General features: G+C 64.2%; 18 protein-coding genes. 9 read left to right on the top strand and 9 right to left on the bottom strand.

The genetic code is table 11. The features are described 5' to 3' along the window. Positions 1-339 precede the first annotated feature (339 nt). From uvrA to PCE31107_RS03305, 6 genes are all read left to right on the top strand, one after another. The gene (gene uvrA / locus PCE31107_RS03330) at positions 340-3,204 is read left to right on the top strand and encodes an excinuclease ABC subunit UvrA (RefSeq protein WP_150606487.1); all 2,865 of its coding nucleotides are present in this window, start codon (positions 340-342) and stop codon (positions 3,202-3,204) included. Between the two features lie 92 nt (positions 3,205-3,296). After that, the gene (locus PCE31107_RS03325) at positions 3,297-4,325 is read left to right on the top strand and encodes an AI-2E family transporter (protein ID WP_150606485.1); all 1,029 of its coding nucleotides are present in this window, start codon (positions 3,297-3,299) and stop codon (positions 4,323-4,325) included. Between the two features lie 111 nt (positions 4,326-4,436). Beyond that, a complete protein-coding gene (locus tag PCE31107_RS03320) occupies positions 4,437-5,111 on the top strand; it encodes a helix-turn-helix transcriptional regulator (RefSeq protein WP_150606483.1) in 675 nt (224 codons plus the stop codon). Then, positions 5,108-6,088, top strand: coding sequence for a threo-3-hydroxy-L-aspartate ammonia-lyase (locus PCE31107_RS03315; protein WP_150606481.1), 981 nt, complete (start codon positions 5,108-5,110; stop codon positions 6,086-6,088). The genes PCE31107_RS03320 and PCE31107_RS03315 overlap by 4 nt, the downstream gene beginning before the upstream one ends. Next, a complete protein-coding gene (locus PCE31107_RS03310) occupies positions 6,085-6,483 on the top strand; it encodes a RidA family protein (RefSeq protein WP_130024794.1) in 399 nt (132 codons plus the stop codon). Before PCE31107_RS03315 ends, PCE31107_RS03310 begins: the two co-directional genes overlap by 4 nt. A gap of 230 nt (positions 6,484-6,713) precedes the next feature. Continuing rightward, positions 6,714-7,715 carry a hypothetical protein gene (locus tag PCE31107_RS03305; RefSeq protein ID WP_150606479.1) on the top strand — a complete coding sequence of 334 codons (1,002 nt, stop codon included), beginning with the start codon at positions 6,714-6,716 and terminating at the stop codon, positions 7,713-7,715. On the opposite strand, the gene PCE31107_RS03300 is transcribed toward PCE31107_RS03305, so the two are convergent. From PCE31107_RS03300 to PCE31107_RS03280, 5 genes are all read right to left on the bottom strand, one after another. Further along, complete coding sequence (locus tag PCE31107_RS03300; RefSeq protein ID WP_150606477.1) at positions 7,709-8,257, bottom strand: phosphonate degradation HD-domain oxygenase; 549 nt, start codon at positions 8,255-8,257, stop codon at positions 7,709-7,711. The two genes, PCE31107_RS03305 and PCE31107_RS03300, sit on opposite strands and share 7 nt — an antisense overlap. Beyond that, positions 8,217-10,034 carry a Na/Pi cotransporter family protein gene (locus PCE31107_RS03295; protein ID WP_150606475.1) on the bottom strand — a complete coding sequence of 606 codons (1,818 nt, stop codon included), beginning with the start codon at positions 10,032-10,034 and terminating at the stop codon, positions 8,217-8,219. Before PCE31107_RS03295 ends, PCE31107_RS03300 begins: the two co-directional genes overlap by 41 nt. Before the next feature lie 338 nt (positions 10,035-10,372). Then, positions 10,373-11,827: a phosphonoacetaldehyde dehydrogenase gene (gene phnY / locus PCE31107_RS03290; RefSeq protein WP_150606473.1), complete on the bottom strand. Its 1,455-nt coding sequence runs from the start codon at positions 11,825-11,827 to the stop codon at positions 10,373-10,375. 100 nt (positions 11,828-11,927) lie between these two features. Further along, positions 11,928-13,181, bottom strand: a complete 1,254-nt coding sequence (phnA, locus tag PCE31107_RS03285; RefSeq protein ID WP_130024790.1) for a phosphonoacetate hydrolase — start codon at positions 13,179-13,181, stop codon at positions 11,928-11,930. A gap of 106 nt (positions 13,182-13,287) precedes the next feature. Then, on the bottom strand, positions 13,288-14,004 hold the full coding sequence (locus PCE31107_RS03280) for a phosphonate utilization associated transcriptional regulator (RefSeq protein WP_150606471.1): 717 nt from the start codon (positions 14,002-14,004) through the stop codon (positions 13,288-13,290). A gap of 391 nt (positions 14,005-14,395) precedes the next feature. On the opposite strand from PCE31107_RS03280, the gene PCE31107_RS03275 reads away from it, so the two are divergent. From PCE31107_RS03275 to PCE31107_RS03265, 3 genes are all read left to right on the top strand, one after another. After that, positions 14,396-15,529 (top strand): 2-aminoethylphosphonate--pyruvate transaminase, encoded by a 1,134-nt coding sequence (locus PCE31107_RS03275; protein ID WP_150606469.1) that lies wholly within the window; start codon positions 14,396-14,398, stop codon positions 15,527-15,529. Between the two features lie 172 nt (positions 15,530-15,701). After that, complete coding sequence (locus PCE31107_RS03270; protein ID WP_150606467.1) at positions 15,702-16,148, top strand: DUF488 domain-containing protein; 447 nt, start codon at positions 15,702-15,704, stop codon at positions 16,146-16,148. Between the two features lie 354 nt (positions 16,149-16,502). After that, a complete protein-coding gene (locus tag PCE31107_RS03265) occupies positions 16,503-17,873 on the top strand; it encodes an MFS transporter (protein WP_150606465.1) in 1,371 nt (456 codons plus the stop codon). 8 nt (positions 17,874-17,881) lie between these two features. Here PCE31107_RS03265 and purU read toward each other — a convergent pair whose 3' ends face one another. The 4 genes from purU to phnE all read right to left on the bottom strand — a co-directional run bounded on the left by purU (position 17,882) and on the right by phnE (position 23,295). Next, a complete protein-coding gene (gene purU, locus PCE31107_RS03260) occupies positions 17,882-18,754 on the bottom strand; it encodes a formyltetrahydrofolate deformylase (protein WP_130024785.1) in 873 nt (290 codons plus the stop codon). A gap of 79 nt (positions 18,755-18,833) precedes the next feature. Continuing rightward, entirely contained in the window at positions 18,834-19,685 is an 852-nt protein-coding gene (locus PCE31107_RS03255; RefSeq protein WP_130024784.1) for an NUDIX hydrolase, read from the bottom strand. Positions 19,686-19,831: 146 nt separating this feature from the next. Next, positions 19,832-22,321, bottom strand: coding sequence for a GcvT family protein (locus PCE31107_RS03250; protein WP_150606463.1), 2,490 nt, complete (start codon positions 22,319-22,321; stop codon positions 19,832-19,834). A gap of 167 nt (positions 22,322-22,488) precedes the next feature. Further along, positions 22,489-23,295 carry a phosphonate ABC transporter, permease protein PhnE gene (gene phnE / locus PCE31107_RS03245; RefSeq protein ID WP_017232636.1) on the bottom strand — a complete coding sequence of 269 codons (807 nt, stop codon included), beginning with the start codon at positions 23,293-23,295 and terminating at the stop codon, positions 22,489-22,491. Positions 23,296-23,352: the final 57 nt, after the last annotated feature.

Here is a 23,352-nt window from a genome sequence, read left to right as displayed (position 1 = left end):
GGAGGTACGTCGATGGCCGCCTCTGGACGACGGCCCGACGCCAGCCCCCTGGAAAGCGGTCGATTCGCCCCCACCTATGGCCCGTGCAGGTACATCGCCCGAGACTGCCCGTCAGCCGGTTCAGCCCCAGCCATCAAACTTAGGTATATTAGCAGGTTTAGCCGCCCGGATTTTCCCCCAGCGGCCCGCCCGACCGCTCCCGCCGCCTGCTGCGTCGACGCCCGGCCAACGCCGCGCCGATATCGCGCGACGTCCCGGGAAACTCGGACTCTTGGGGGCCGGAAACCGCCCCGCGACAATTCGCCGCGCGGATTCCTCGGCGACGACCCGGAACCGTGAATGGAAACCATCCGTATTCGTGGGGCTCGCACCCACAACCTCAAGAACGTCAATCTCGACTTGCCGCGTCACCAGCTCGTGGTGATCACCGGCCTGTCAGGCTCCGGTAAATCGTCGCTCGCCTTCGACACGCTCTACGCGGAAGGTCAGCGTCGCTACGTCGAGAGCCTGTCGGCCTACGCCCGCCAGTTCCTGCAACTGATGGAAAAGCCCGATGTCGACCTGATCGAAGGCCTCTCGCCCGCGATCTCCATCGAACAGAAGGCCACGTCGCACAACCCGCGCTCGACGGTGGGCACGGTCACCGAAATCCACGACTACCTACGTCTGCTCTACGCGCGTGTAGGAACACCCTACTGCCCCGACCACGGCCTGCCGCTCCAATCGCAAAGCGTCTCGCAGATGGTCGACGCAGCGCTCGCGCTGCCGGAAGACACCAAGCTCATGATCCTCGCGCCCATCGTGGTCGATCGCAAGGGCGAGCACGTCGACCTGTTCGAGACGATGCAGGCCCAGGGCTTCGTGCGCTTTCGCATCCGCTCGGGGGGCGGCGCGGCCAACGAAGGCACGGCGCGTGTCTACGACATCGAATCCCTGCCCAAGCTCAAAAAGACGGAAAAGCACTCGATCGACGTGGTCATCGACCGCGTGAAGGTACGCGCCGATCTGAAACAGCGTCTGGCCGAATCGTTCGAAACGGCACTGCGACTGGCCGACGGCCGGGCCGTGGCGCTGGAAATGGACACCGACAAGGAACACGTTTTCAGCTCGAAGTTCGCATGCCCGGTGTGCTCGTATTCGCTTCAGGAACTCGAGCCGCGGCTGTTCTCGTTCAACAATCCCATGGGGGCGTGCCCGAGCTGCGACGGTCTTGGCCACATGACCTTCTTCGATCCGAAGCGCGTCGTCGGCTTCCCGGCGCTCTCGCTCGCCTCGGGCGCGATCAAGGGCTGGGATCGCCGCAACCAGTTCTATTTCCAGATGCTGCAGAGCCTCGCGGCGTTCTACGACTTCGATGTCGACACGCCCTTCGAGGAACTGCCGGAAGCCACCCAGAAGATCGTACTCTTCGGCTCGGGCGAGCAGACCATCCCCTTCACCTATGTGAACGAGAAGGGCCGCACATCGGTGCGCGAGCATGCCTTCGAAGGCATCATCCCGAATCTCGAACGACGCTATCGCGAAACCGATTCCGTCGCCGTGCGCGAAGAGCTGGCCAAGTACCAGAACAATCAGGCCTGCCCCGATTGCGAAGGCAGCCGCCTGCGTCGCGAAGCTCGTTTCGTCAAGGTCGGCGAAGGCCAGCAGGCGCGCGCGATCTACGAGATCGGCAACCTGCCGCTGCGCGAAACGCTCGGCCACTTCCACGAACTGGTACTGCACGGTGCGAAGCGCGAGATCGCCGACAAGATCGTCAAGGAAATCGTGGCCCGCCTCACGTTCCTGAACAACGTGGGCCTCGACTACCTGTCGCTCGAACGCAGCGCCGATACGCTCTCGGGCGGCGAAGCGCAGCGCATCCGCCTGGCGTCACAGATCGGTTCGGGCCTCACCGGCGTGATGTACGTGCTCGACGAGCCGTCCATCGGCTTGCATCAGCGCGATAACGACCGCCTGATCGGCACGCTCAAGCATCTGCGCGATCTTGGCAACTCGGTGATCGTGGTCGAACACGACGAGGACATGATTCTCGCAAGCGATTATGTCGTCGACATGGGGCTGGGCGCGGGGATCCACGGCGGCAGGGTGATCGCACAAGGCCGCCCCGAGCAGATCGAAAGCGCGCCGGAGTCGCTCACGGGGCAGTACCTGTCCGGCGCGCGGCGTATCGAAGTGCCTGCGCAGCGACGCGCGCCGAGCGACGATCGTCTGCGAATTCTGGACGCATCGGGCAACAACCTCAAAAACGTCACGCTGGATTTGCCCGTCGGGTTGCTGACCTGCGTAACCGGTGTATCCGGTTCGGGCAAGTCGACGCTGATCAACGACACCCTGTATCACGCCGTCGCACGGCATCTCTACGGGTCGTCGGCCGAGCCGGCGCCGTATGACCAGATCGAAGGGCTGGAGCACTTCGACAAGGTCATCAACGTCGACCAATCGCCCATCGGACGCACGCCGCGCTCGAACCCGGCCACCTACACGGGGCTGTTCACCCCGATCCGCGAACTCTTCGCCGGCGTGCCCGCGGCCAAGGAGCGTGGCTACGACCCGGGCCGTTTCTCGTTCAACGTCAAGGGCGGACGCTGCGAAGCCTGTCAGGGCGATGGCGTCATCAAGGTCGAGATGCACTTCCTGCCCGATGTGTATGTGCCCTGCGATGTCTGCCACGGCAAACGCTACAACCGCGAAACGCTCGAAATGCAGTACAAGGGCCGCAATATCTCGGAGGTGCTCGACATGACGGTCGAGCAGGCGCATGAGTTCTTCAAGCCGGTGCCGGTGGTCGCGCGCAAGCTCAGGACATTGCTGGACGTGGGCCTGGGCTACATTCGCCTTGGCCAGTCGGCGACCACGCTCTCGGGCGGTGAGGCGCAGCGCGTGAAGCTCTCGCTCGAACTCTCGAAGCGCGACACGGGCCGAACGCTTTATATCCTTGACGAACCGACGACCGGGCTGCACTTTCACGATATCGAGTTGCTGCTCACGGTGATCCACCGGTTGCGCGATCAAGGCAATACCGTGGTCATCATCGAGCACAATCTCGACGTGATAAAAACGGCGGATTGGGTGATCGATCTCGGGCCGGAAGGCGGCGCGGGCGGTGGGCAGATCATTGCGCAAGGCACGCCCGAGCAAGTGGCGGCGAACAAGGCCAGCTTCACCGGCAAGTATCTCGCCCCATTGCTCGCACGCGGGCAGTAAGCGCATCGCCCGTTCGGGCTGTCTTACGTCACGACACGGGCGAGCGCCGCCCGTGTCGTCGCGGCAGAGTCTTATGACAAGGACGTCATTGCATGGAACCGCGCTCTGGCTGGCATCCGGATCGAGATGCCTGGATCGAACTGGCGAGCTATGCCGCGGCCGCCCTGGCCCTGTGGCTGATTCTCAGCATCCACCTGCTCTCGGTGGTGCTCGCGGGGACGGTCGTCTATCAGCTCGTGCACGTGCTCGGGCCGCGCCTGCAACTGCGCATCTCCAGCGAACGCGCCCGGCTGGTCGCCGTCGCCCTCCTGTCGGCGGTGATCGTCGCGCTGATGACCGCGGTCATCTTCGGCATCATCACGTTCTTTCGCAGCGACGCCGGCCATCTTGAACACCTCAACAGTCGGATGATGGAAGTGGTCGGGCAGGCGCGTGCGCAGTTGCCCGCCTGGATCACGGCACGCCTGCCGGCCGACAGTGACGACATCCACCAGTCGATCACCGGCTATCTGAAGGACCACACGCAGGAGATGTCGCTCGTCGGCAAGGAAGCGCTCAACGCGATGGTGCACATCATCGTGGGGCTCGTGCTTGGTGCACTCGTGGCCCTCTCGTCGATCCGGCCCGTGCACAGCATGCGCCCGCTCTCGGCCGCCCTCTCACGGCGCGTCACGCTGTTTGGGGACGCGTTTCGCCGCATCGTGTTCGCCCAGGTCAAGATCTCGGCGATCAACACGCTTTTCACCGCGATCTTCCTGATCGGTGTGCTGCCGCTGTTTGACGTTCACTTGCCGCTGCGCAAGACGATGATCGTGGTGACGTTCGCCGTGGGCCTGCTGCCGGTCGTCGGCAATCTGATCTCGAACACGTTCATCGTGGTGCTGGGCCTGTCGGTCTCGTTGTACGTGGCCATCGCCGCCCTGACCTTCCTGATCGTGATTCACAAGCTCGAGTACTTCCTGAACGCGCGCATCGTCGGCACGCAAATCCAGTCGCGCTCCTGGGAGCTCCTGCTCGCCATGCTCGTCATGGAAGCCGCGTTCGGGCTGCCCGGACTGGTCGCCGCGCCGATCTATTACGGCTATCTCAAAAGCGAACTGGCGGAAAAGCAACTCGTCTGAGCATCGCCCGGCGCCCTGGCGCCTGCTGCCACCGTCGAGTCATCGACAGGCACCGGGCTTTTTTCCGGATGCCATTTGACATTTCGTCACTGAATGACATAATGTCAAATCATGAAATCTGCCCAATCGTCCGCCACCCGCAAGCTCGACGAGAACGCCTTGCTGCTTCGTGAAAGCCGCAAGATTGTCGAGGCGCTCGGTCGGACGTTCGCGCCGCTTGTCGAAGTGGTGTTGCACGACCTGACCGATCCAGACCATGCCATCGTGGCGATCGCCAACAATTTGTCGGGGCGCGAACCCGGCGATGCCGTCACGGAGATGGGCCTCGCGCGCATCGCCGACCCGGCATTTCCCGAGGTCATCGCGAACTACGCGAATCGGTTTCCCGATGGGCGTCCGGCCAAGAGCACGTCCATCGGTCTGAAAAACGGTCGCGGCGAGTATGTCGCCGCCATTTGCCTGAACATGGACATCTCGATGCTCGCGGCGGCGGCGGCCAGCGTGCAGCAACTGGTGAGCGTGCCCAATCATGCGCCGACGCCCGTGCGCGAGACGCTCGCGACGCGCCGTCTCGACGACATCGTTCCACTGATCACAGACTTCGCCGCGCAGCGCAACACCACGCCGCAGGGCCTGACGCTCGCGCAGCGCCGCGAAGCCATCCGCCTCATCGAAGCCCGCGGTCTGCTCGATCTGCGCCACGCCCACGCCGAAGTGGCACGTGCGCTGGGCGTCGCCCGCTCGACCGTCTACACCTATCTCTGCGACACGAAAGGCTCATCATGACAACTTCTTCGCTGGCGATTACCTATGGCGACATCGTTGCCGCCCACGACCGGATTCGCGAGGCGGCGCATCGTACGCCCGTGTTGACGTCGCGTACCGCCGACACCGTGACGGGGGCCCGCTTGTTTTTCAAGGCGGAGAATTTCCAGCGTATGGGCGCGTTCAAGTTCCGCGGGGCCTACAACGCGATCTCGCAGTTCACGGCAGATCAAAAGCGCGGCGGCGTGCTGGCCTTCTCGTCGGGCAATCACGCGCAGGCGATCGCGCTCTCCGCGCGTGAGCTTGGCGTACCGGCCGTCATCCTGATGCCCCAGGACGCCCCGCAGATGAAGATTGACGCGACGCGCGGCTACGGGGCGGAAGTGATTCTCTTCGACCGTTACCAGGAGGATCGCGAAGCGCTCGCCAAGCGTCTCGCGCAGGAGCGCAGCATGACGCTGATCCCGCCGTACGACCATCCGCACGTGATGGCAGGCCAGGGCACGGCGGCCAAGGAATTGATCGAGGACGCCGGCGAATTGGACACTCTCGTCGCGTGCCTCGGCGGCGGTGGATTGCTCTCGGGTTGCGCCGTCGCGGCGCGCGCATTGAATCCTGACATCGAGATCTACGGGGTGGAACCGGCCGCAGGCAACGACGGCCAGCAGAGTTTTCGCAAGGGCAAGATCGTGCACATCGAAACACCGCGCACGATCGCCGACGGCGCGCAAACCCAGCATCTCGGCGAATACACGTTCCCGGTGATCCGCGCGCTCGTCGACGACGTCGTGACCGTGACCGACGAGGAACTCGTACAGACGATGCAGTTCCTCGCAAGCCGCATGAAGATCGTGGTCGAGCCGACCGGTTGCCTCGCCGCGGCGGCGGTGCTGCAAGGTAAGCTGGATATCCGCGGCAAGCGCGTAGGCGTCATCCTGTCGGGCGGTAACGTCGATATGGCGCGCTTCGCCAAACTCACGCTGGGGGAAACGGTATGAGCCCCCAGGCCGATGGCATCGACGCCGTGAACGTGGCGGCGTTGCAGCCGCCGCGCGGTCACTATTCGCATGGGGTCCGCGCGGGCGGTTTCGTTTTCGTGTCGGGGCAGTTGCCGATCACGCCGGAAGGCGAACGCCTTGCCGGCGCGCCGTTCGCCGTACAGGCGAAGCAGGCATTGGATAACGTTGCGACAATTCTTGCCGCGTGCGGCACGCGCATCGACCGCTTGGTGCAGGTGCGCGTGTACATCACGAACGTCGACGACTGGGGGCCCTTCAATGAGGTCTACGCCGCCTGGGCAGGCGAAGCGAAGCCCGCCCGCGCGGTCGTGCCGGTGCCCGCCCTCAGTCACGGTGTGGCGGTGGAGATCGAGGCGACGGCGTTGGCGGGCTGATTGGGCTGCGTCATTGCGTAACGACCTCGCAATGGGGACGCGCCCTGATGCCCCCTTCGAGGGATAGAGGCTCGGGGGCGCAGCGCTCACTGTTTAACGCCTTCCCCACCGGATGGGGCGTCCGTTTTCCAAACCCACACGACGGTTTGCGAAATTTCCCAGGATTTCCGCGCGTACAGATTCGTCCGACGGATACACTTTGGGCCACGAACGCCAACGACCATCACGCCATGACAACTCCTGATTTCCCGCCCTCGCCGCAGGGGGCCGCGCCAGATCTGCCGCCGTCCTCCCAACCGCAGCAACGCATCGACGACGAGCCGATGCGCCTGATTACCAGCTTCAACGACGTGTTCGTCGTCGTGGCGTCGGCGCTGCTCATGTTCGGCACGGTGTGGCTCACACACTCGCTTGCGCCGTGGATCACGGCGCTCGTCTGCGCGGCGGTCTTGTGGGGTTTGTCGGAGGTATTCGTGCGGCGGCGCCGCATGGCGCTGCCCGCACTCGTCTATTGCTTCGGCTTCATCGCCGCGTTTGCAAGCGTCGGCTTCATCGGCATACAAGCCACCGGGCATGGATTCGGCGCGAGTGAACATATCCCGCCAGAAGCCGAAGGACTCGCGCTGGGCGCCCAGGTGTTGTTATCGCTTTTTGCGAGCTACGCCGGCATCGCTATCGGCACGGTGCTTTACTGGCGACGCTTTCGGGTGCCCGTCACCCTCGCCATGGGCATTGGCGCGGTGGTAAGCCTGACCTGGCTCTTCGTCGTGATTCTCGGAGACAACCTCATCGACGCCATGCGCGCCGTGACCATCGTCGCCGGTCTCGCGATCTTCGTCTGGGCATTGCGCTGGGACGTCCGCGACCCCAAGCGCACGACCTTCCGCTCCGATGTCGCCTTCTGGCTGCACCTGCTTGCGGCTTGCATGGTCACGCATCCGATCTTCTGGGCGCTCATGCCCGAGCACTCTGCCGCAGCCATCGCCTTCTTCGTACTGCTCACGGGAATATCGCTCGCGATCGACCGTCGCGCCCTGATGATGTCGTCGCTGCTGTATGTGATTACGGCAATGCTCAACCTTCTGGTGACGTCAGAGGACACGCACGCGTTGGCGGTGGTCGCCGTCGTGGTCGGCGGCGCGCTATTGCTGCTGTCGGCCCTATGGCACCCGTCGCGCGCGGCCGTCCTGAAGCTGGTCCCTGCGGGCTGGCGCGCCCGCCTGCCTCACTGAAGCGTTACCCGCCCGAGCAACGTCATGTAGTGATCGAGCGACGGTGTCGGCATGCCGGCAACCTTCGCCCGGTCGTCCCAGCGGCGCAGCCGCAGCGCCGCCTCGGCATGCTCGCGAGCCAGGAACGTCTTCGCCTCGTCATCGCTGAACACCCCGCCTTGCAGCGCCAGACTGCGCACGGAATCGGCCGAGAGTTTGCCGAAGTACTCGGGATCGACCGCGCACAGACAGCGCTTGGCATCCACGTGCAGACGAATGGGATCGAGCACCGCGTCGCTGAACAACGGGCGCAGAAAAGGCAGGGCAAAGTACTGATGCAGGTCGTCGATGCCGCGCTCGGAGGGCGTTTCGCCCTGAAGGTTGAGCAGATGGCCGAGATCGTGCAGGAAACTGGCGGCGACGAGCGCCTCGTCGGCGCCCTCGCTCTCGGCCAGTGCGGCGCTTTGCAGCGCATGTTCCAGTTGCGTGACAGGCTCGCCGCTGTAGGCAAGCGAGCCGAATTTATCGAACAGGGTGCGGATGTCCGGCAGGCTCAGGGCCATCGTGTGAACTCTCGTTGTCGTCGCGAACACCAGCGGCGGCGGCCGTCGCGACATCGGCCAATACCGCCAACGTCGACGCCTTCGATTCCTTGGGCGTCTTCAAATCCCTTGCATCCTTCGCGTCCTTGCCGTCCTTCGGCTTGTCCCGCATGCGGCTCTTGCGCAGCGCACCGGCATCGTCGAGCACCGGATACGCGGTCGAGCAGAACAGCGAGTTCAAGCGCTTCATGTCGCTGATGATGTCCAGGTGCAGCGAACTCGTCTCGATGCTCTGCACCGACTGACCCGCCAGACGGTTCAAGTGTGTGTACGAATAGGCGCGCTCCAGATCGCGGAAGCTCTCCTTCTCGGCCATGAGCCGCTGCGCACTCCGGAGGTCGGTGTTCAGGAACACCGAGAGCCCCAGTTGCAGGTTCGTCACCAGCCGCGCGTGCATGTCGCAGATTTCCTGCAACCCCGCTTCCGAGAACGACAGTTTGTGCGAGATCTTCTTCTCCTCGACCTCCGTCACCATGCGCTCGATGATGTCGCCTGCGTGTTCCAGATTGATCGTGAGCGAAATGATGTCCGTCCAGCGGCGACTGTCCTGCTCGCTCAGGTTCTCGCGCGACACGCGCGTCAGGTACATCTTCACCGCGGTATAGAGATGGTCGACGTCGTCGTCGAGACGACGCGTTTCGCGCGCTCTCGCCACATCGTTGCTGCGAATGACTTCGAGCAACCCATTGAGCATCTGCTCCACGATGTCGCCCATGCGCAACGTCTCGCGTGTCGCGTTGGACAGCGCCACCGACGGCATCTCCAGCGCGCTCTCATCCAGGTGGCGAGGACGCATCACGCCGTCCGCCTCCGGCCGTTCCGAGAGCAGACGCACGCACAGGCGCGCCATCGGCTCGGTGAACGCGAGAAACACCACGCATCGCACCAGGTTGTAGAGCACATGGAAATTGACGACGGCTTGCGCGGGTGCATCCGAGAGCCAGCTCACCAGCGCCGGCGCGTAGTCGACGAACGGCAGCACGACCAGGCAGCCGATCAGTTTGAACACAAGACTGCCGAAGACCACGCGACGGCCCGCCGCATTCTGCCCCGCCGACGTGAGCATCGCGAGCATGCCGCTGCCCAGATTCGCGCCGATCACGAGGCACAAGGCCACCTTGAGCGAAATCACGCCCGACGACGCCAGCGTCGCCGTCAACAACACCGCCGCCAGACTCGAATACGACACCATCGCGAAGAGCGCGCCGATCAACGTGTCGAGCATCACGTCGCCGGTCAGCGACCCAAACAGTACCTTGACACCCGCCGCCTCGGTCATCGGCGTGGTCGCGTTCACGATCAGTTGCAACGCCAGCACGATCAGCCCGAGCCCGATGGCCACGCGGCCGATCTGACCGGCGCGCGTCTGCTTGCGCGAGAGGAAGAAGACAACGCCGAAGAAGATCAGCAACGGCGAGAGCCAATGCAGATCGAACGTCAGGATTCGCGCCATGAGGGCCGTACCGACGTCCGCCCCCAACATGATCGACAGCGCGGGCGCAAGCGCGATCAGGCCCTGTGCACCGAACGACGAGACGATGAGCGCCGTCGCGTTGCTGCTCTGCACGAGTCCCGTGACGAGCACGCCTGCCGCAAACGCGAGGAATCGATTCGAAATGCTGTGCGACAGAATGCGCCGCAGATCGGCGCCGTAGACGCGCAAGACCCCGGTGCGCACGATGTGCGTACCCCAGATCAGCATTGCAACGCCGGAGAGAAGGTTGAGGAGTGTCAGCATGCCAGTGTTCCGTGATCTTATCGTCGACGGGGCGGGCAGCGCCTTGCGCCGCCATCATGACGCGCACACTGGTTTGCCAAACCGGCATCCCGCGTCAGTCCAACACTGGCGTCGGGATGCGTATGAAGTTCACGCGTCATGCGTATCCCCAATCGAAACACCGTACACCAAAATGAACAGCGCAACAATCGTGTCATCAATTTGTCACAATTTTTACCCTGATTCCGCCAAGCCTTGTTGCGTAAGGGGAACAGCCTGAGCCGAAGCGCCGCGAAACGCGGCTTTTCGCCCCATTTGAGCGTGTCGGCGGGTGCCCCTTGCGCGGTCGATCACCTGCCTCAGACACCCCACGGCAACGTGAACGTTTTGGTGTTGGTGAAGCTCTTCATCGCCTCCTGCACGCCTTCCTTGTAGCCGAGCCCGGAATCCTTGATGCCGCCAAACGGCGTCAACTCGATGCGATAGCCCGGCACTTCCCAGATATTGACCGTCCCCACCTGCAGTTCGTTGGTGAAACGCGTCACATAATCAAGGCGGTTCGTGCACACGCCGGACGACAGACCGAATGCCGTGCCGTTGGAGATGGCGATGGCTTCGTCTATGCTGCCGAACGTCAGGATCGGCGACACCGGCCCGAAGGTCTCTTCGCGCACGACTGTCATTTTCGGATCGACACGATCGATGACGGTCGGCGAGTACAGCGCACCCTCGCGCCGGTTGCCCACGAGCAAGCGCGCGCCCTGCGACACCGCTTCGTTGACGCGTGCCTCGAACAGGCGGGCGGCTGCTTCGTCGATGACCGTGCCCATGTCGTTGGCGCCGTCGGCCGGGTCGCCGTACTTCCACGCGCGGGTCTTTTCCACCACGAGATCGGTGAACTGCGCCGCGATGTCGCGATGGACGAGCATGCGCTTGACGGCCGTGCAGCGCTGGCCTGAATTCTTGTACGACCCCTGCACGGCCAGATCGGACGCACGATCGAGATCGGCGTCCTCCATCACGATCAACGGATCGTTGCCGCCGAGTTCGAGCACGATGCGACGATAGCCCGCCTTCGACGCGATGTACTTGCCGATCGATACCCCCCCGGTGAAGGTGATCATGTCGATGTTCTCGTTCGTGATCAGCTCGTCGGCAATCTCCATCGGGTCACCGGTCACGACTTGCAGCATCTCCGGCGGCAGACCCGCTTCATAAAGCGTGTCTGCCAGGTAGCAGGCCGAGAGCGGTACCTTTTCCGATGGCTTGAGCACCATGCGGTTGTTGGTCGCAATCGACGGCGCCACCTTGTGCGCCACCTGGTTCATGGGATGGTTGAACGGCGTGATGGCCGAGATGGCCCCGAGCAGCGGCTCACGCTGCGTCACGACACGACGCTTCTTGCCATGCGGCGTGAGATCGCACGAGAACGCCTGTCCGTCGTCCTTGAGCGCTTCGCCGGCGGCGAACCCGAGCACATCGGCCACGCGACCGATTTCGTAGACCGCGTCTTTCTTGCACAGCCCCGATTCCATCGTGATGATCGCCGCCGCCTCGGTCGTGCGCGCGCGCAGCAACGCAGCGGCCTTATCGAGAATGTTGGCGCGCTCGAAGCGTGTGAGCGTTGAGCGATACTGCTTCGCGATCGAGAACGCGCGGCGCACGTCGTCGAGCGAGGCTTTCGGCACCGTGCCGACGAGATCGCCCGAGTAGGGATTGAAGATTTCGATGATCCGATCGCGGGTTAATTTCTCGCCGCCGATGCGAAGCGCTTCGGCGCGGAACTCGGGATGCAGCTTGTGCGGCGCGTTCATGGGGTTCTCCACAGCGTATCCAACGGGTCGGGGCCCGGCGACGCAACCGTTCTGGGTTGCACGCCGCGGGCTCACAGGGCAAAGGCGTTGCGGTACCGCGTCAGACGTGATTGAGTGCCACGTCGAGAATGTCGAAGTTGCGCAGCCGCGCCTTGCCCGGAATGCCGACGGTCTTGCGGTTGAAAAGCAACGGCACCGTCTGCTCCGAGATCCCGCCATGCGAGCGCAGCGGCACCGTGAGTCCGGTCAGATCGTGACGGCTGGCACTTGTGCCCAACACGACCGACTGATCGCTCACAACGACCAGGTCGCCCACGCGGTCAGGCGGCAGTTCGAAGCGAGCGCATGCCTCGGCGTTGCTCAGCACGACCTCGATACCGGGCATCGCGGCGATGCGCCGACGCATGGCGTCGCGATCCACATCCCGCGGCAGATAGATCGTGGCAAACGAGCCGAGCGCGCCGTGATGCACCACGTAGGGATCGGTAATCGGCAGAATCACCCGCGCGCCGCCGGCTTCCACGCCCTTGCCGAGCCAGTCGTCGAGCAGATCCTGCAAATAGATGACGTTGGGCCGGCCAGTCGCCGGATCGTGCTTGGCGTTCATGCCGTGGTCGGCCGTCAGTCCAATGACGGCGCCCAGCGCGTCCATGCGACGCAGATAGCCGTCCATCATCGCGTAGAAATCGTTCGCGCCCTGCGTGCCCGGCGCCCATTTGTGCTGGACGTAGTCGGTCGTCGAGAGATACATCAGGTCGATGTGACGCGTCTCGAGCAGGCGCACCCCGGCGGCGAACACGAACTCGGAAAGTGCCGCGCTGTAGACGTCCGGTACCGGCATGCCGACGAGTCCAAGCACGTCGTCGATGCCGTTCTCGGCGAGCGTGACGTGGTCCGCCTTTTCCGACGAGAAGCAGATGCCCGTCATGCGATGGCCGAGCAGCTTGCGCAGCTTGTCCTTCGCGGTCACGACCGCCACGCTCGCCCCCGCATCGGCGGCGGCGGCAAGCACCGTGCCCGCGCGCAGGTAGGCAGGGTCGTTCATCATGACTTCCGCGCCGCGACCACCATCGGCCGACGGGTCGAAGAAGTAATTGCCGCAGATGCCATGCACGGCGGGGGGTACGCCGGTCACAATCGACAGGTTGTTCGGGTTGGTGAACGACGGCACGACGCAGTCGCCCTGGAACACCGCGCCGTCGGCCAGCAGATGCTTCAGGTACGGGGCGACGCCGGCAGCCGCGGCGGCTTCGAGATACTCGAACTGGCAGCCATCGACGCAAACGATGACGGTCGGCTGTTGCGGCAACCGGTATTGGCGGCCGTTCACTTCGATCTGTACGGACGGGTTCACGTCGGGTCTCCTCAAGCGCAACTCGGCAAATGACCGCCGGTGTCGCCCTCGCGGCGACACGCACCCGGCGGCCGGGTATTCAGCAATACAAACCGTTCACGGTCCTTCAGCCGGCCTTCGCCTGCACGGCGGCACCGGGTGCTCGCGCAAGGGCCTCGCGAATGCGCGCGCGGCCTCGCGACAGATGCTCGCGCGTGACGTGCGCCGCACGCTCGGGGTCGCGCGACGCAATCGCGCTCACGATGTCGCGATGCTCGCGCGCCGACTTCGGCGGCGCAGACGTATCGCCGGTCAACGCTTCGTGACGGAACAGGCTCAGTTCCCTGACCAGGCGCCGGTACGTTTCGATCAACTTGCGATTGCCGACCATCTCGACGAGCGCGTCGTGAAACGCCAGGTTCAGCCGGTAATACGCTTCGCTGTCGCCCGCCTCCACCGCAATGTGCATCGCCTCGACGGACTCGCGCAGACGGGTGAGCTGCGCCGAGGTGATCGCCTCGGCCAGCGTGCGCGCCACGAATTCGTCGAGCACGCCGCGCAGCGTGTAGATCTCTTCGGCCTCCTCCAGCGAGATGACGCGCACAAACACGCCGCGATTCTTCTCGGTGCGCAGCAGGCCCGCTTCTTCCAGCGCACGAAACGCCTCGCGCACCGGACCCCGCGACACGCCCAGACGTCCAGCCACTTCAATCTCGTTGAGCTTGGTACCGGGCGTGAGGGTACCCGCCATGATCTGGCGCTCGATTTCGTGCTGGACGAGCGTGGTCAGCGACTGGCTCTGTAACAGCTCGATCGCCGAGGGCGACGTGGGATTTGGATTCATACCGGTCTTCCTTCTCTCTGAACGCTGGCGCCACCCTGCGACGCGATCCCGCAAAGCACAAACCGCTTCCCCACTTATCCGTGGCAATTTGTGGCATTACGCGATTATTTGTGTTTTTTGTCATTCAAGCACAACGATTTGTAGATTGTCAACAAATCGTATTCGCCATTTCCCAGCAGCATCGCAAAACAGCCGGACAACGTTGCACACGGCGACGACAAAACCCCATCTTAATCAATGATTTCCATACTATTCGAGGTATTTGACGAACAGATGACAACACCTCAACGGTTTCAATAAAACGACATAATTTGCCAATAATATGCAACACATCGCCTCGCCGAGGTGTTTCCCGAACGCAGCTTGTTTTCCCGCTTGATAGGAGGCGGTCATGATTCTTGGTCAGGAACCGATTCTGCTGACCCCCGGCCCGCTCACCACGTCGCCGGCGACGCGGCAGGCCATGTTGCGCGACTGGGGCTCGTGGGACGCGCAGTTCAACCGCGTCACCGCGTCGCTGTGCCACGATCTCGTGGGCATCGTGCAGGGCGGCGACACGCACGTTTGCGTCCCGCTCCAAGGCTCGGGCACGTTCTCGGTCGAAGCGGCCATCGGCACGCTCACGCCGCGCGACGCACGCATTCTCGTGCCGGACAACGGCGCGTACTGCCAGCGCCTGCTCAAGATCTGTCGCTATCTTGGGCGCGACGCCGTCGCCCTGCCCATCCCCGACGATCAGGCGGCCAATGCCACCGCCATCGACGAAGTGCTCACGCGGGATCCGTCGATCACGCATGTTGCACAGGTGCACCTGGAAACTGGCGCGGGGGTCCTCAATCCGCTTGCGGATATCGCACGCGTCTGTCAGAAGCACGGTAAAGGGCTGATCGTCGATGCCATGAGTTCTTTCGGTGCGCTGGACATCGACGTGCGATCAATGCCGTTCGACGCGCTGGTCGCCGCGAGCGGCAAATGCCTCGAAGGGGTGCCGGGCATGGGCTTCGTGATCGCGAAGCGCTCAGTGCTCGAAGCGAGCGGCGGCAACAGCCATTCGCTGGCGATGGACCTTCACGACCAGTACGCGTATATGCAAAAGACCACGCAATGGCGCTTTACCCCGCCAACGCACGTGGTCGCTGCCCTGCGCGCGGCCGTCGATCAGTTTCTCGCCGAGGGCGGACAACCGGCTCGCGGCGAACGCTACCGCAAGAACTGCCGGACATTGGTCGAGGGGATGGCGTCGCTGGGCTTCCGACCGTTCCTCGCGCCGGAGATTCAGGCGCCCGTGATTGTGACGTTTCACGCGCCCGCCGACAGCAAGTACGATTTCCAGACGTTCTATGCGGCGGTGCGCGAGCGGGGTTACATCCTCTATCCGGGCAAGCTCACGCAGATCGACACGTTTCGCGTGGGCTGCATTGGCGCCGTCGACGACAACGAAATGCGCAACGTCGTCGCGGCGATCGGGCAGTCGCTGGCGTCGCTCGGCATTCGGCAAGTCGCGGCCCTCACGCGCGCGGCGTGATGGGGTAGCCGCCGACGCCGGCGCATGCAGCGCGCGGCGTTCTCGACGGCCCTCACGTTCGGCGACGCAACTCGGCGTCGCCGAACGCACACGCGACTCGCCGGCCTCGGGCGCCTCGGGTAAGCTTTCGGGTGTCGCGCGCTTGCGCTCCCACGCTCCGAGGTCGCCGCCCATGCCGTCGTCGAAGACACCTGACGCCGCCCCGCCGGTCAAAGCCAACCCCGCTCGCAAGCGCGGCGCCAAACTTCCCGAGATTCGCTTCAAGCGGGTATACGACGCCCCCGAGGCCGCCGACGGCCAACGCGTGCTCGCCGATCGCCTCTGGCCCCGTGGTCTGGCCAAGGCCAAGGCGCAAATCGACTTCTGGGCCAAGGACGCCACCCCGAGCACGCCGCTGCGCCAGTGGTTTCACCAGCATCCCGAGCAGTTCGACGAATTCCGTCAACGCTATCTGGATGAACTCGCCGCGCTCGACGCCGAGCGAAACGCCACGCTCGCGGACTTGCGCACGCGATTGACCGAAGGCCCCATCACGTTGCTCACCGCAGCCCATCGACTGGAAGAGGAGGATGCGCACACGCACCTCGACCTGCTGCGCGACTTCCTGACATCGCGATAGGCTCGAACGCCTGCCAGGGCATCGACGCCGGTGGCGCTGCAACCGCCAGCAGGCAACGATCGGCCGCGCGTTTCGATGGATGCGACAACGTATTGTGGTGCAACACCGTATTCCACCCTCCAAAACGATGTTGCCCGCCGCGGGCTCCGTGAAAACCCGCATGGCGCCTGGCGCTGCACACGACGGGCACGGACCGCGGAGAAGTTTGCTATAACCCTCACTGCGCCGCCATCGAGCCTGCCATGACCGGCGCACCGCCGTGTTATCGATTGCCCCCGCTGACGCACCGCCGCTCGTGTGTCGAGTCGTTCTTCGTTTGCTTACCCGGTTGCCGCGACGGCAACGTCATGCCTCATGCTTGTTCCACTGATCGTTGCCTGCGCGCTGTTCATGGAGAACATGGATTCCACCGTGTTGTCCACCTCGTTGCCGTTGATTGCGCAAGATCTCGGCGAGAGCCCGATCACGCTCAAGCTCGCGCTCACGACCTACCTCATCAGCCTCGCGGTCTTCATTCCGATCAGCGGATGGATTGCCGATCGTTTCGGCACGCGCAATGTCTTTCGCACGGCCATTGGCGTGTTCGTGCTTGGCTCGATCTGCTGCGGCATCTCGAGCACGCTGCCGGAACTGGTGATCGCGCGTTTCATCCAGGGCGTGGGCGGGGCGATGATGGTGCCGGTGGGACGCCTCGCCTTGCTCAAGTCCGTGGAAAAGCGCGACATGGTGCGCGCACTCAATTACCTCACGATCCCCGCGCTGGTCGGCCCGGTGCTCGGCCCGCCGCTTGGCGGCTTCATCACCACGTACTGGCATTGGCGCTGGATCTTCTATATCAACATCCCCATCGGCGTGCTTGGCTTCGTTCTTGCAACGAAGTACATTCCCGATCTCTTTGAGGACGACGTGCCGCCGCTCGACATCCGGGGCTTCGTGCTGTCGGGCCTCGGACTCTCGATCCTGATGCTGGGGTTGTCCACCATCGGCCGCCATCTGATCCCCGTATCGCTCGCGCTGGGACTCGTCGCCATCGGTGCGGCGTTGCTCGTGGCCTACCTGCGTCATGCGAAGGGGCTCGCGCATCCGCTGCTGCGGCTCGACCTCTTTCGCATCCCCACGTTCCGTGCCGGTGTCGCGGGCGGCACGCTGTTTCGCATTGGCGTCGGCGCCACGCCGTTCCTGCTGCCGCTGATGCTGCAACTGGGTTTCGGGATGACGCCGATGGAATCGGGCGCGCTCACGTTCATCTCGGCCGCGGGCGCGATGTTCATGAAGACGCTCTCGCTGCGCATTCTGCAACGCTGGGGTTTTCGCCGCGTGCTGATGACGAACGCGCTGGTCGCGTCGGCGACGATCGGCGGCTACGGGTTGTTCTCCGCACAGACGTCGCATCTGGTGATTCTCGGCACGCTGCTGTTTGGCGGATGCTTCCGCTCGTTGCAGTTCACGAGCCTGAACGCCATTTCGTACGCGGACGTGCCGGCGCAGCGCATGAGTCAGGCGACCAGCCTGGCCAGCGTCGCCCAACAGGTGTCGCTCACGCTGGGCATTACCATCGGCGCCGCCGTGTTGCAGACGTCGTCGTGGCTGCACGGGCGCGATCATGTGATCGACGTCGACTTCCCGTGGGCGTTCCTGGTGGTCGGGCTGATTGCCGTGAGTTCGACGATCTCGATTGCGCGGCTTGCGCGCGATGCCGGCAGTGAGCTGGCGCGGCGCACCTAGTGCTTCGCTTAGCGGAAGATCACCGTCTTGTGGCCGTTGAGCAGAATGCGATGCTCGGCGTGATAACGCACGGCGCGCGCCAGCGCCACACATTCCACGTCGCGCCCGATGGCGGTCAGTTGCTCCGGGTCCATCGTGTGATCCACGCGCTCGACTTCCTGCTCGATGATCGGACCTTCGTCGAGATCGGATGTCACATAGTGCGCCGTCGCCCCGATCAGCTTCACGCCACGGTCGAACGCCTGATAGTACGGCTTCGCGCCCTTGAAGCTCGGCAGGAATGAATGGTGAATGTTGATCGCGCGGCCTGCGAGCTTCTCGCACAGATCGCTGGACAACACCTGCATGTAGCGCGCGAGGACCACCAGATCGATGTCGTTGTCCTGCACCAGTTCATACACCTTTGCTTCCTGCGCCGCCTTCGATTCCGGCGTTGCGTTCATGAGCGGCAGGTAATGGAACGGAATGTTGTAGCTCGCGGCCAGTTGGTAGAAATCCTTGTGGTTCGAGACGATGGCCGGAATTTCGATGTTGAGCTGGCCCGTCTTGTAGCGGAACAACAGATCGTTCAGGCAGTGACCGATCTTCGAGACCATGAGCATCACGCGCGGCTTGATCGCGGCGTCGACCAACTCCCATTGCATCTCGTACTGCACGGCGAGCGGGGCAAAGTCGCGCTGCAACGCGGCCAGATCGCTCTGGCCCGGCAGTTGCTGGAAATGCACGCGCATGAAGAAGCCACCGGTGAAGCGATCGTTGAACTGGGCCGAGTCGAGAATGTTGCCGCCGCGCTCGACCAGGAAACCGGCCACCGCGTGGACGATGCCGGGACGGTCCGGGCAGGACAACTTCAGAATGTAGCTATTTTCGATCGGTGCCATGATTGCTCCTGGGCAAAGGCTTGCAATGTCGTTGCAGTGTAGAAATCGGTGTCGATGGACGTGCGTCCGATGGCCTCGATCATTCGTCCGCCGGCTTGAACAACGCCTCGATTCCGGCGCAGTCCTTCGTGCGAATGGCGCCTTCGCGCAGCAGGAAATCGAGACTGGCGAGGCTCGCATCGACGGTCATCTTGCCGTCTGCGATCACCTCGCGCACGTCGCCGGCCGAGCACAGCCAGTGCGCGCTCGCCTCGCCATCCTGGTTCTCGGGCACGAAGCCGCGCGGCAGCGCGAGATCGTAGACGAAAATCTGCTCGGACTGCACGCCCTCCGGAATTTCCGCGAGGATATGCAGCGTGCGGCCAGGCCGCGCGTCGTTCGTCAGATGCGCCGGAATGCCGGCCTCTTCCCAGCACTCCTTGACGAGCGTATCGCCTACGCCGATCCCATTGCCGATGCCCCCGGCCGCCGTGTTGTCGAGACAACCGGGATCGGTCGCCTTGAGCACACTGCGCCGCGCAATCCAGAGCTTCGGCGCCTCACCGACGAAGCGGGCCGGCACGTATCCGTTCACATGCACGGCGAACGTGCGCGTGCCGAAAAAGCGCGAGGCGGCGCGTTCGATCCACGCGAGCGGCGCGTCGTAGAGCCGTTGCCGAATGGCATAGCGCTCGTTGCGCCAACCCGTGATGAGGCCCTCGGCCGCAAGCGCTTCGATCACCGGCGCCAGCGCCGCCGTGCGCGCTTCGCAGGTATCGTGGCGCGGATGAATCCGCACCGCGAGTGAACTGATCTCGAACACGTCGGGCCAACGGCACAGCGACTCGGCGTCGCGACGGCGAATCCACCCATAACGCTGCGAACCGATCACGAGCGGCAGATGCGCCGTGTCGTCGAAGCGGCGCGCCGCCGCAATACAAGCAAAAGGCATACGTCAGAGACCGAACGCGCCCCCGTCGGAGACGCGCGAAATCGAGGCAAAAGCGGCATTTTACAGAAGCGGCGGCGAGTCCGCCCGCCTCCGGTGTCGCGGCGGCCGGCGTCGTCGTCGCGACCCACCGCGACAGGCTCGCCCGTTCAAGCGCTCACGCGCTCGCCCTTCGGTTCGTACAGCGCGCGCAGTTGGACTCGGGCGTCGAGCCGATCACCCGCGAGATCGACCTGATAGCGGCCCGTTTCCACGTATTCGGCGGACACGAGGCCCTCGGGATTCGTCAGATAGGCGAGCCCGACGGGCGCATCGATCGTGTGCCCATACGCGGCCGACGACAGGAAGCCGACCGGCACGCCGTTGCGAAGCAGCGCCTCACCGCCCCAGAGCATTCTGTCGCTCGCCCCGTCGAGCACAACGCTCACAAGCCTGCGGCGGACCCCCGTCGATTTGGCCAGTTCGACCGCCTCGCGGCCGACAAACGGGAGACCGCCGGCCAGCTTGCAGGCGAACGTCAGCCCTGCTTGCACCGGATTCGTGTCAGGCGTCAGTTCTCGTCCCCAGGCACGATAGCCCTTCTCGATACGCAGCGAGTCGATGGCGTAGTAGCCCGCATCCTTCAACCCGAAGGCGGCACCCGCCGCGTGCAGCGTTTCATAGACGCCCACCGCGAACTCGACGGGCACGTACAACTCCCAACCGAGTTCGCCGACGTAGGTCAGGCGCGTGGCACGCACCGTGGCGTAGCCGAGATCGATTTCCCGGCTCGAGCCGAACGCGAACGCCTCGTTGGAAAAATCGGCGCGCGACACCCGCTGCAACAGCGCGCGCGAATTCGGCCCCATGAGCGCCAGTACCGCGTACTGCCCGCTGACGTCGACGACCGTACAGCGCGGATCGTCGGGCCGTTGGGCGATGCGCCGTTCGAGATAGTCCATGTCGCGGGTCGTCTGGGCCGAACCGGTGACCATTAGGTATTGATCGGGCGCGAGACGCGTGAGCGTGAAGTCCGATTCGTAACCGCCGCGCTCGTTGAGCATTCCCGTGTAGACGGTGCGCCCAGGCGGCACGGCCACGTCATTGGTACACAACGCTTGCAACACGCGCTCGGCATCGCGGCCCTTGATGAGCAGCTTCGAGAAGGAACTCATGTCAAACAGCGCGACGGCCTCGCGGCATGCGCGATGCTCGGCGGCACTCCACGCGTGCCAGTTCTGCTGACCGAAGCCGTAATCGATCGTCGCCTGCTCGGGCGACGGCGCGAAGAAGTTCGGCCGCTCCCAGCCCATCTTGCTGCCGAAGCAGGCGCCCTTGGCGAGCAGCGTCGCATGCAGTGGCGAACGACGGAACGGCCGCGCCGTGTCCAGTTCGCGATTCGGCCACGGCATGGCGTAGTGCAGGCCGAGCGTCTCCTTCACGCGATCGTGCAGCCAGATGTCGTTGCCGTTGAATCGCGCAAAGCGGCGAATATCGACGGGCCAGAGGTCCATCGTCGGCTCACCCGCGACAATCCACTCGGCCAGCGCCATGCCGGCCCCGCCCGCCGACGCAATGCCCATCGAATTGAAGCCTGCGCCGACGTAGAAATTGCGCAGCTCGGGCGCTTCGCCGAGCATGAAGTTGTTGTCCGGCGTGAACGACTCGGGGCCGTTGTAGAACTGCCGGATCTGCGCCGTCTCGAGCGCGGGCACACGCATCAGTGCATTCTCCATGAGGATCTCGAACTGGTCCCAGTCGTCGGGCAGCAGTTGAAACTCGAAGTTCTCGGGAATGCCGTTCATGCCCCATGGCTTGGCGTTCGGCTCGAAGCCGCCCATCACCAGACCGCCGACTTCCTCCTTGAAGTAGGTGTAGCCGTCCGGGTCGCGCATGACCGGCAGATCGGGATGCACGCCCTCGATCCGTTCCGTCACGATGTAGTAGTGCTCGGCCGAATGCAGCGGCACGCTCACATCGCACAGGCGACCTACGGCCTTGGCCCACTGCCCCGCGCAGTTCACGACGATCTCCGCGTCGATGCGTCCGCTTTCGCCGTCCTTATTGCACCAGGCTACCCCGGTCGCCGTGCGAATCCCGCCAGGCGACGCCGTGTGAATCGCCGTGATGCGCGTGTTCTCCGCGATGCGCACGCCACGGCTGCGCGCGCCGCGCGCGAGCGCCTGCGTGAGATCGGTCGGGTTGGCCTTGCCGTCGCCCGGCAGCCACACCCCACCGACGAGATCGTCGGTGCGCATCACCGGCCAGAGTTCGCCGGCCTCGCGCGGCGAGATCACGTCGCACTGCACGCCATAGGCACGCGCCACCGCCGCCGTGCGCTTGAGTTGCGTCATGCGCGCCTGGGTGCGGGCCACCGACAATGACCCGCATGCCTTCCATCCCGTGGCGAGCCCCGTCTCCGCTTCCAGTTCGCTGTAGAGTTTCGTCGAATAGCGGATGAGCTTCGTCATGCTCTCCTGCGAGCGCAACTGGCCGACCAGCCCCGCCGCGTGCCACGTCGTGCCGCACGACAACTGTCCCTGCTCCAGCAGGACGACGTCCGTCCATCCCAGTTTGGCAAGGTGATAGGCGACGGAACAGCCGACGATGCCGCCACCGATGATGACGACGCGAGCGTGAGTGGGCAAGGCTGAGGGCATGGGGGAGCTCCAGTTTGGCCGCGCGCCGGGAACGGCGTCACGGCCCGGGCGATCGGCATTGGCCGCTGTGCGGGACTCGGCGCCGTCGCGAGGCGGCTGCCGTCAGGAAAAAGCAAAGGGCACCCAAGTGCCCTTTGCGGATTGACGCGATCGACGCGGCGGGACGATCAGATCACGTGCTTGCGCACACGGGCCGAAAACACGTCGATGCACGTGACGACCACGATCATGATGAGCATCACGGCACAGGTCTGCGCGTACTCGAAGCTGCGGATCACTTCGTAGAGCACCACGCCGATGCCGCCCGCGCCGACCATGCCGACCACCGACGCCGAACGCACATTCGACTCGAAGCGGTACAGCGTGTACGAGATCCACAGCGGCATGACCTGCGGCAGCACGCCGTACAGGATTTCATCGATCGCGCGCGCCCCGGTGGCCCGCACGCCCTCGACCGGACGCGGATCGATCGCTTCGACCGCTTCGGCAAACAGCTTCGAGAGCGTGCCCGTCGTATGCACCCACAGCGCCAGTACCCCGGCGAAGGGGCCAAGCCCTACCGCCACGATGAAGAGCATCGCGAAGACCATCTCATTGATCGCGCGGCACGCGTCCATCACGCGGCGCACCGGCTGGTACACCCACGCCGGCACCATGTTCGACGCCGAGAGCAACCCCATCGGAATCGAACACACCACGGCGAGCACCGTGCCCCAGACAGCGATATGAATGGTCACGAGCATCTCGTGGACATACACGCGCCAGTCGTGAAAATCGGGCGGGAAGAAATCGTGCGCGAATTGGCTCATGTTGCCGGAATCGCGAATCAGATCGAGCGGACGCATGTCGGCGCCGCCCCACGACCACACCAAGATCAGGAAGAATGCGCCCCAGCCGATCAACGTCAGCCATGAACGCTTGGGCGGCTCGCCCGGCAGGCGGCCATTTGCAGTGAGGGATACGCTGGTGTTCATGTCGTGTACCACAAGGCAAGCCGGTGCAGCATCGACCAGCAAATCATCGGACCACAG

The organism is Pandoraea cepalis (assembly GCF_902459625.1).
Lineage (GTDB): Bacteria > Pseudomonadota > Gammaproteobacteria > Burkholderiales > Burkholderiaceae > Pandoraea > Pandoraea cepalis.
Note: the sequence above shows the minus strand (reverse complement) of the source record. Positions and strands in the feature narration are given on the sequence as shown.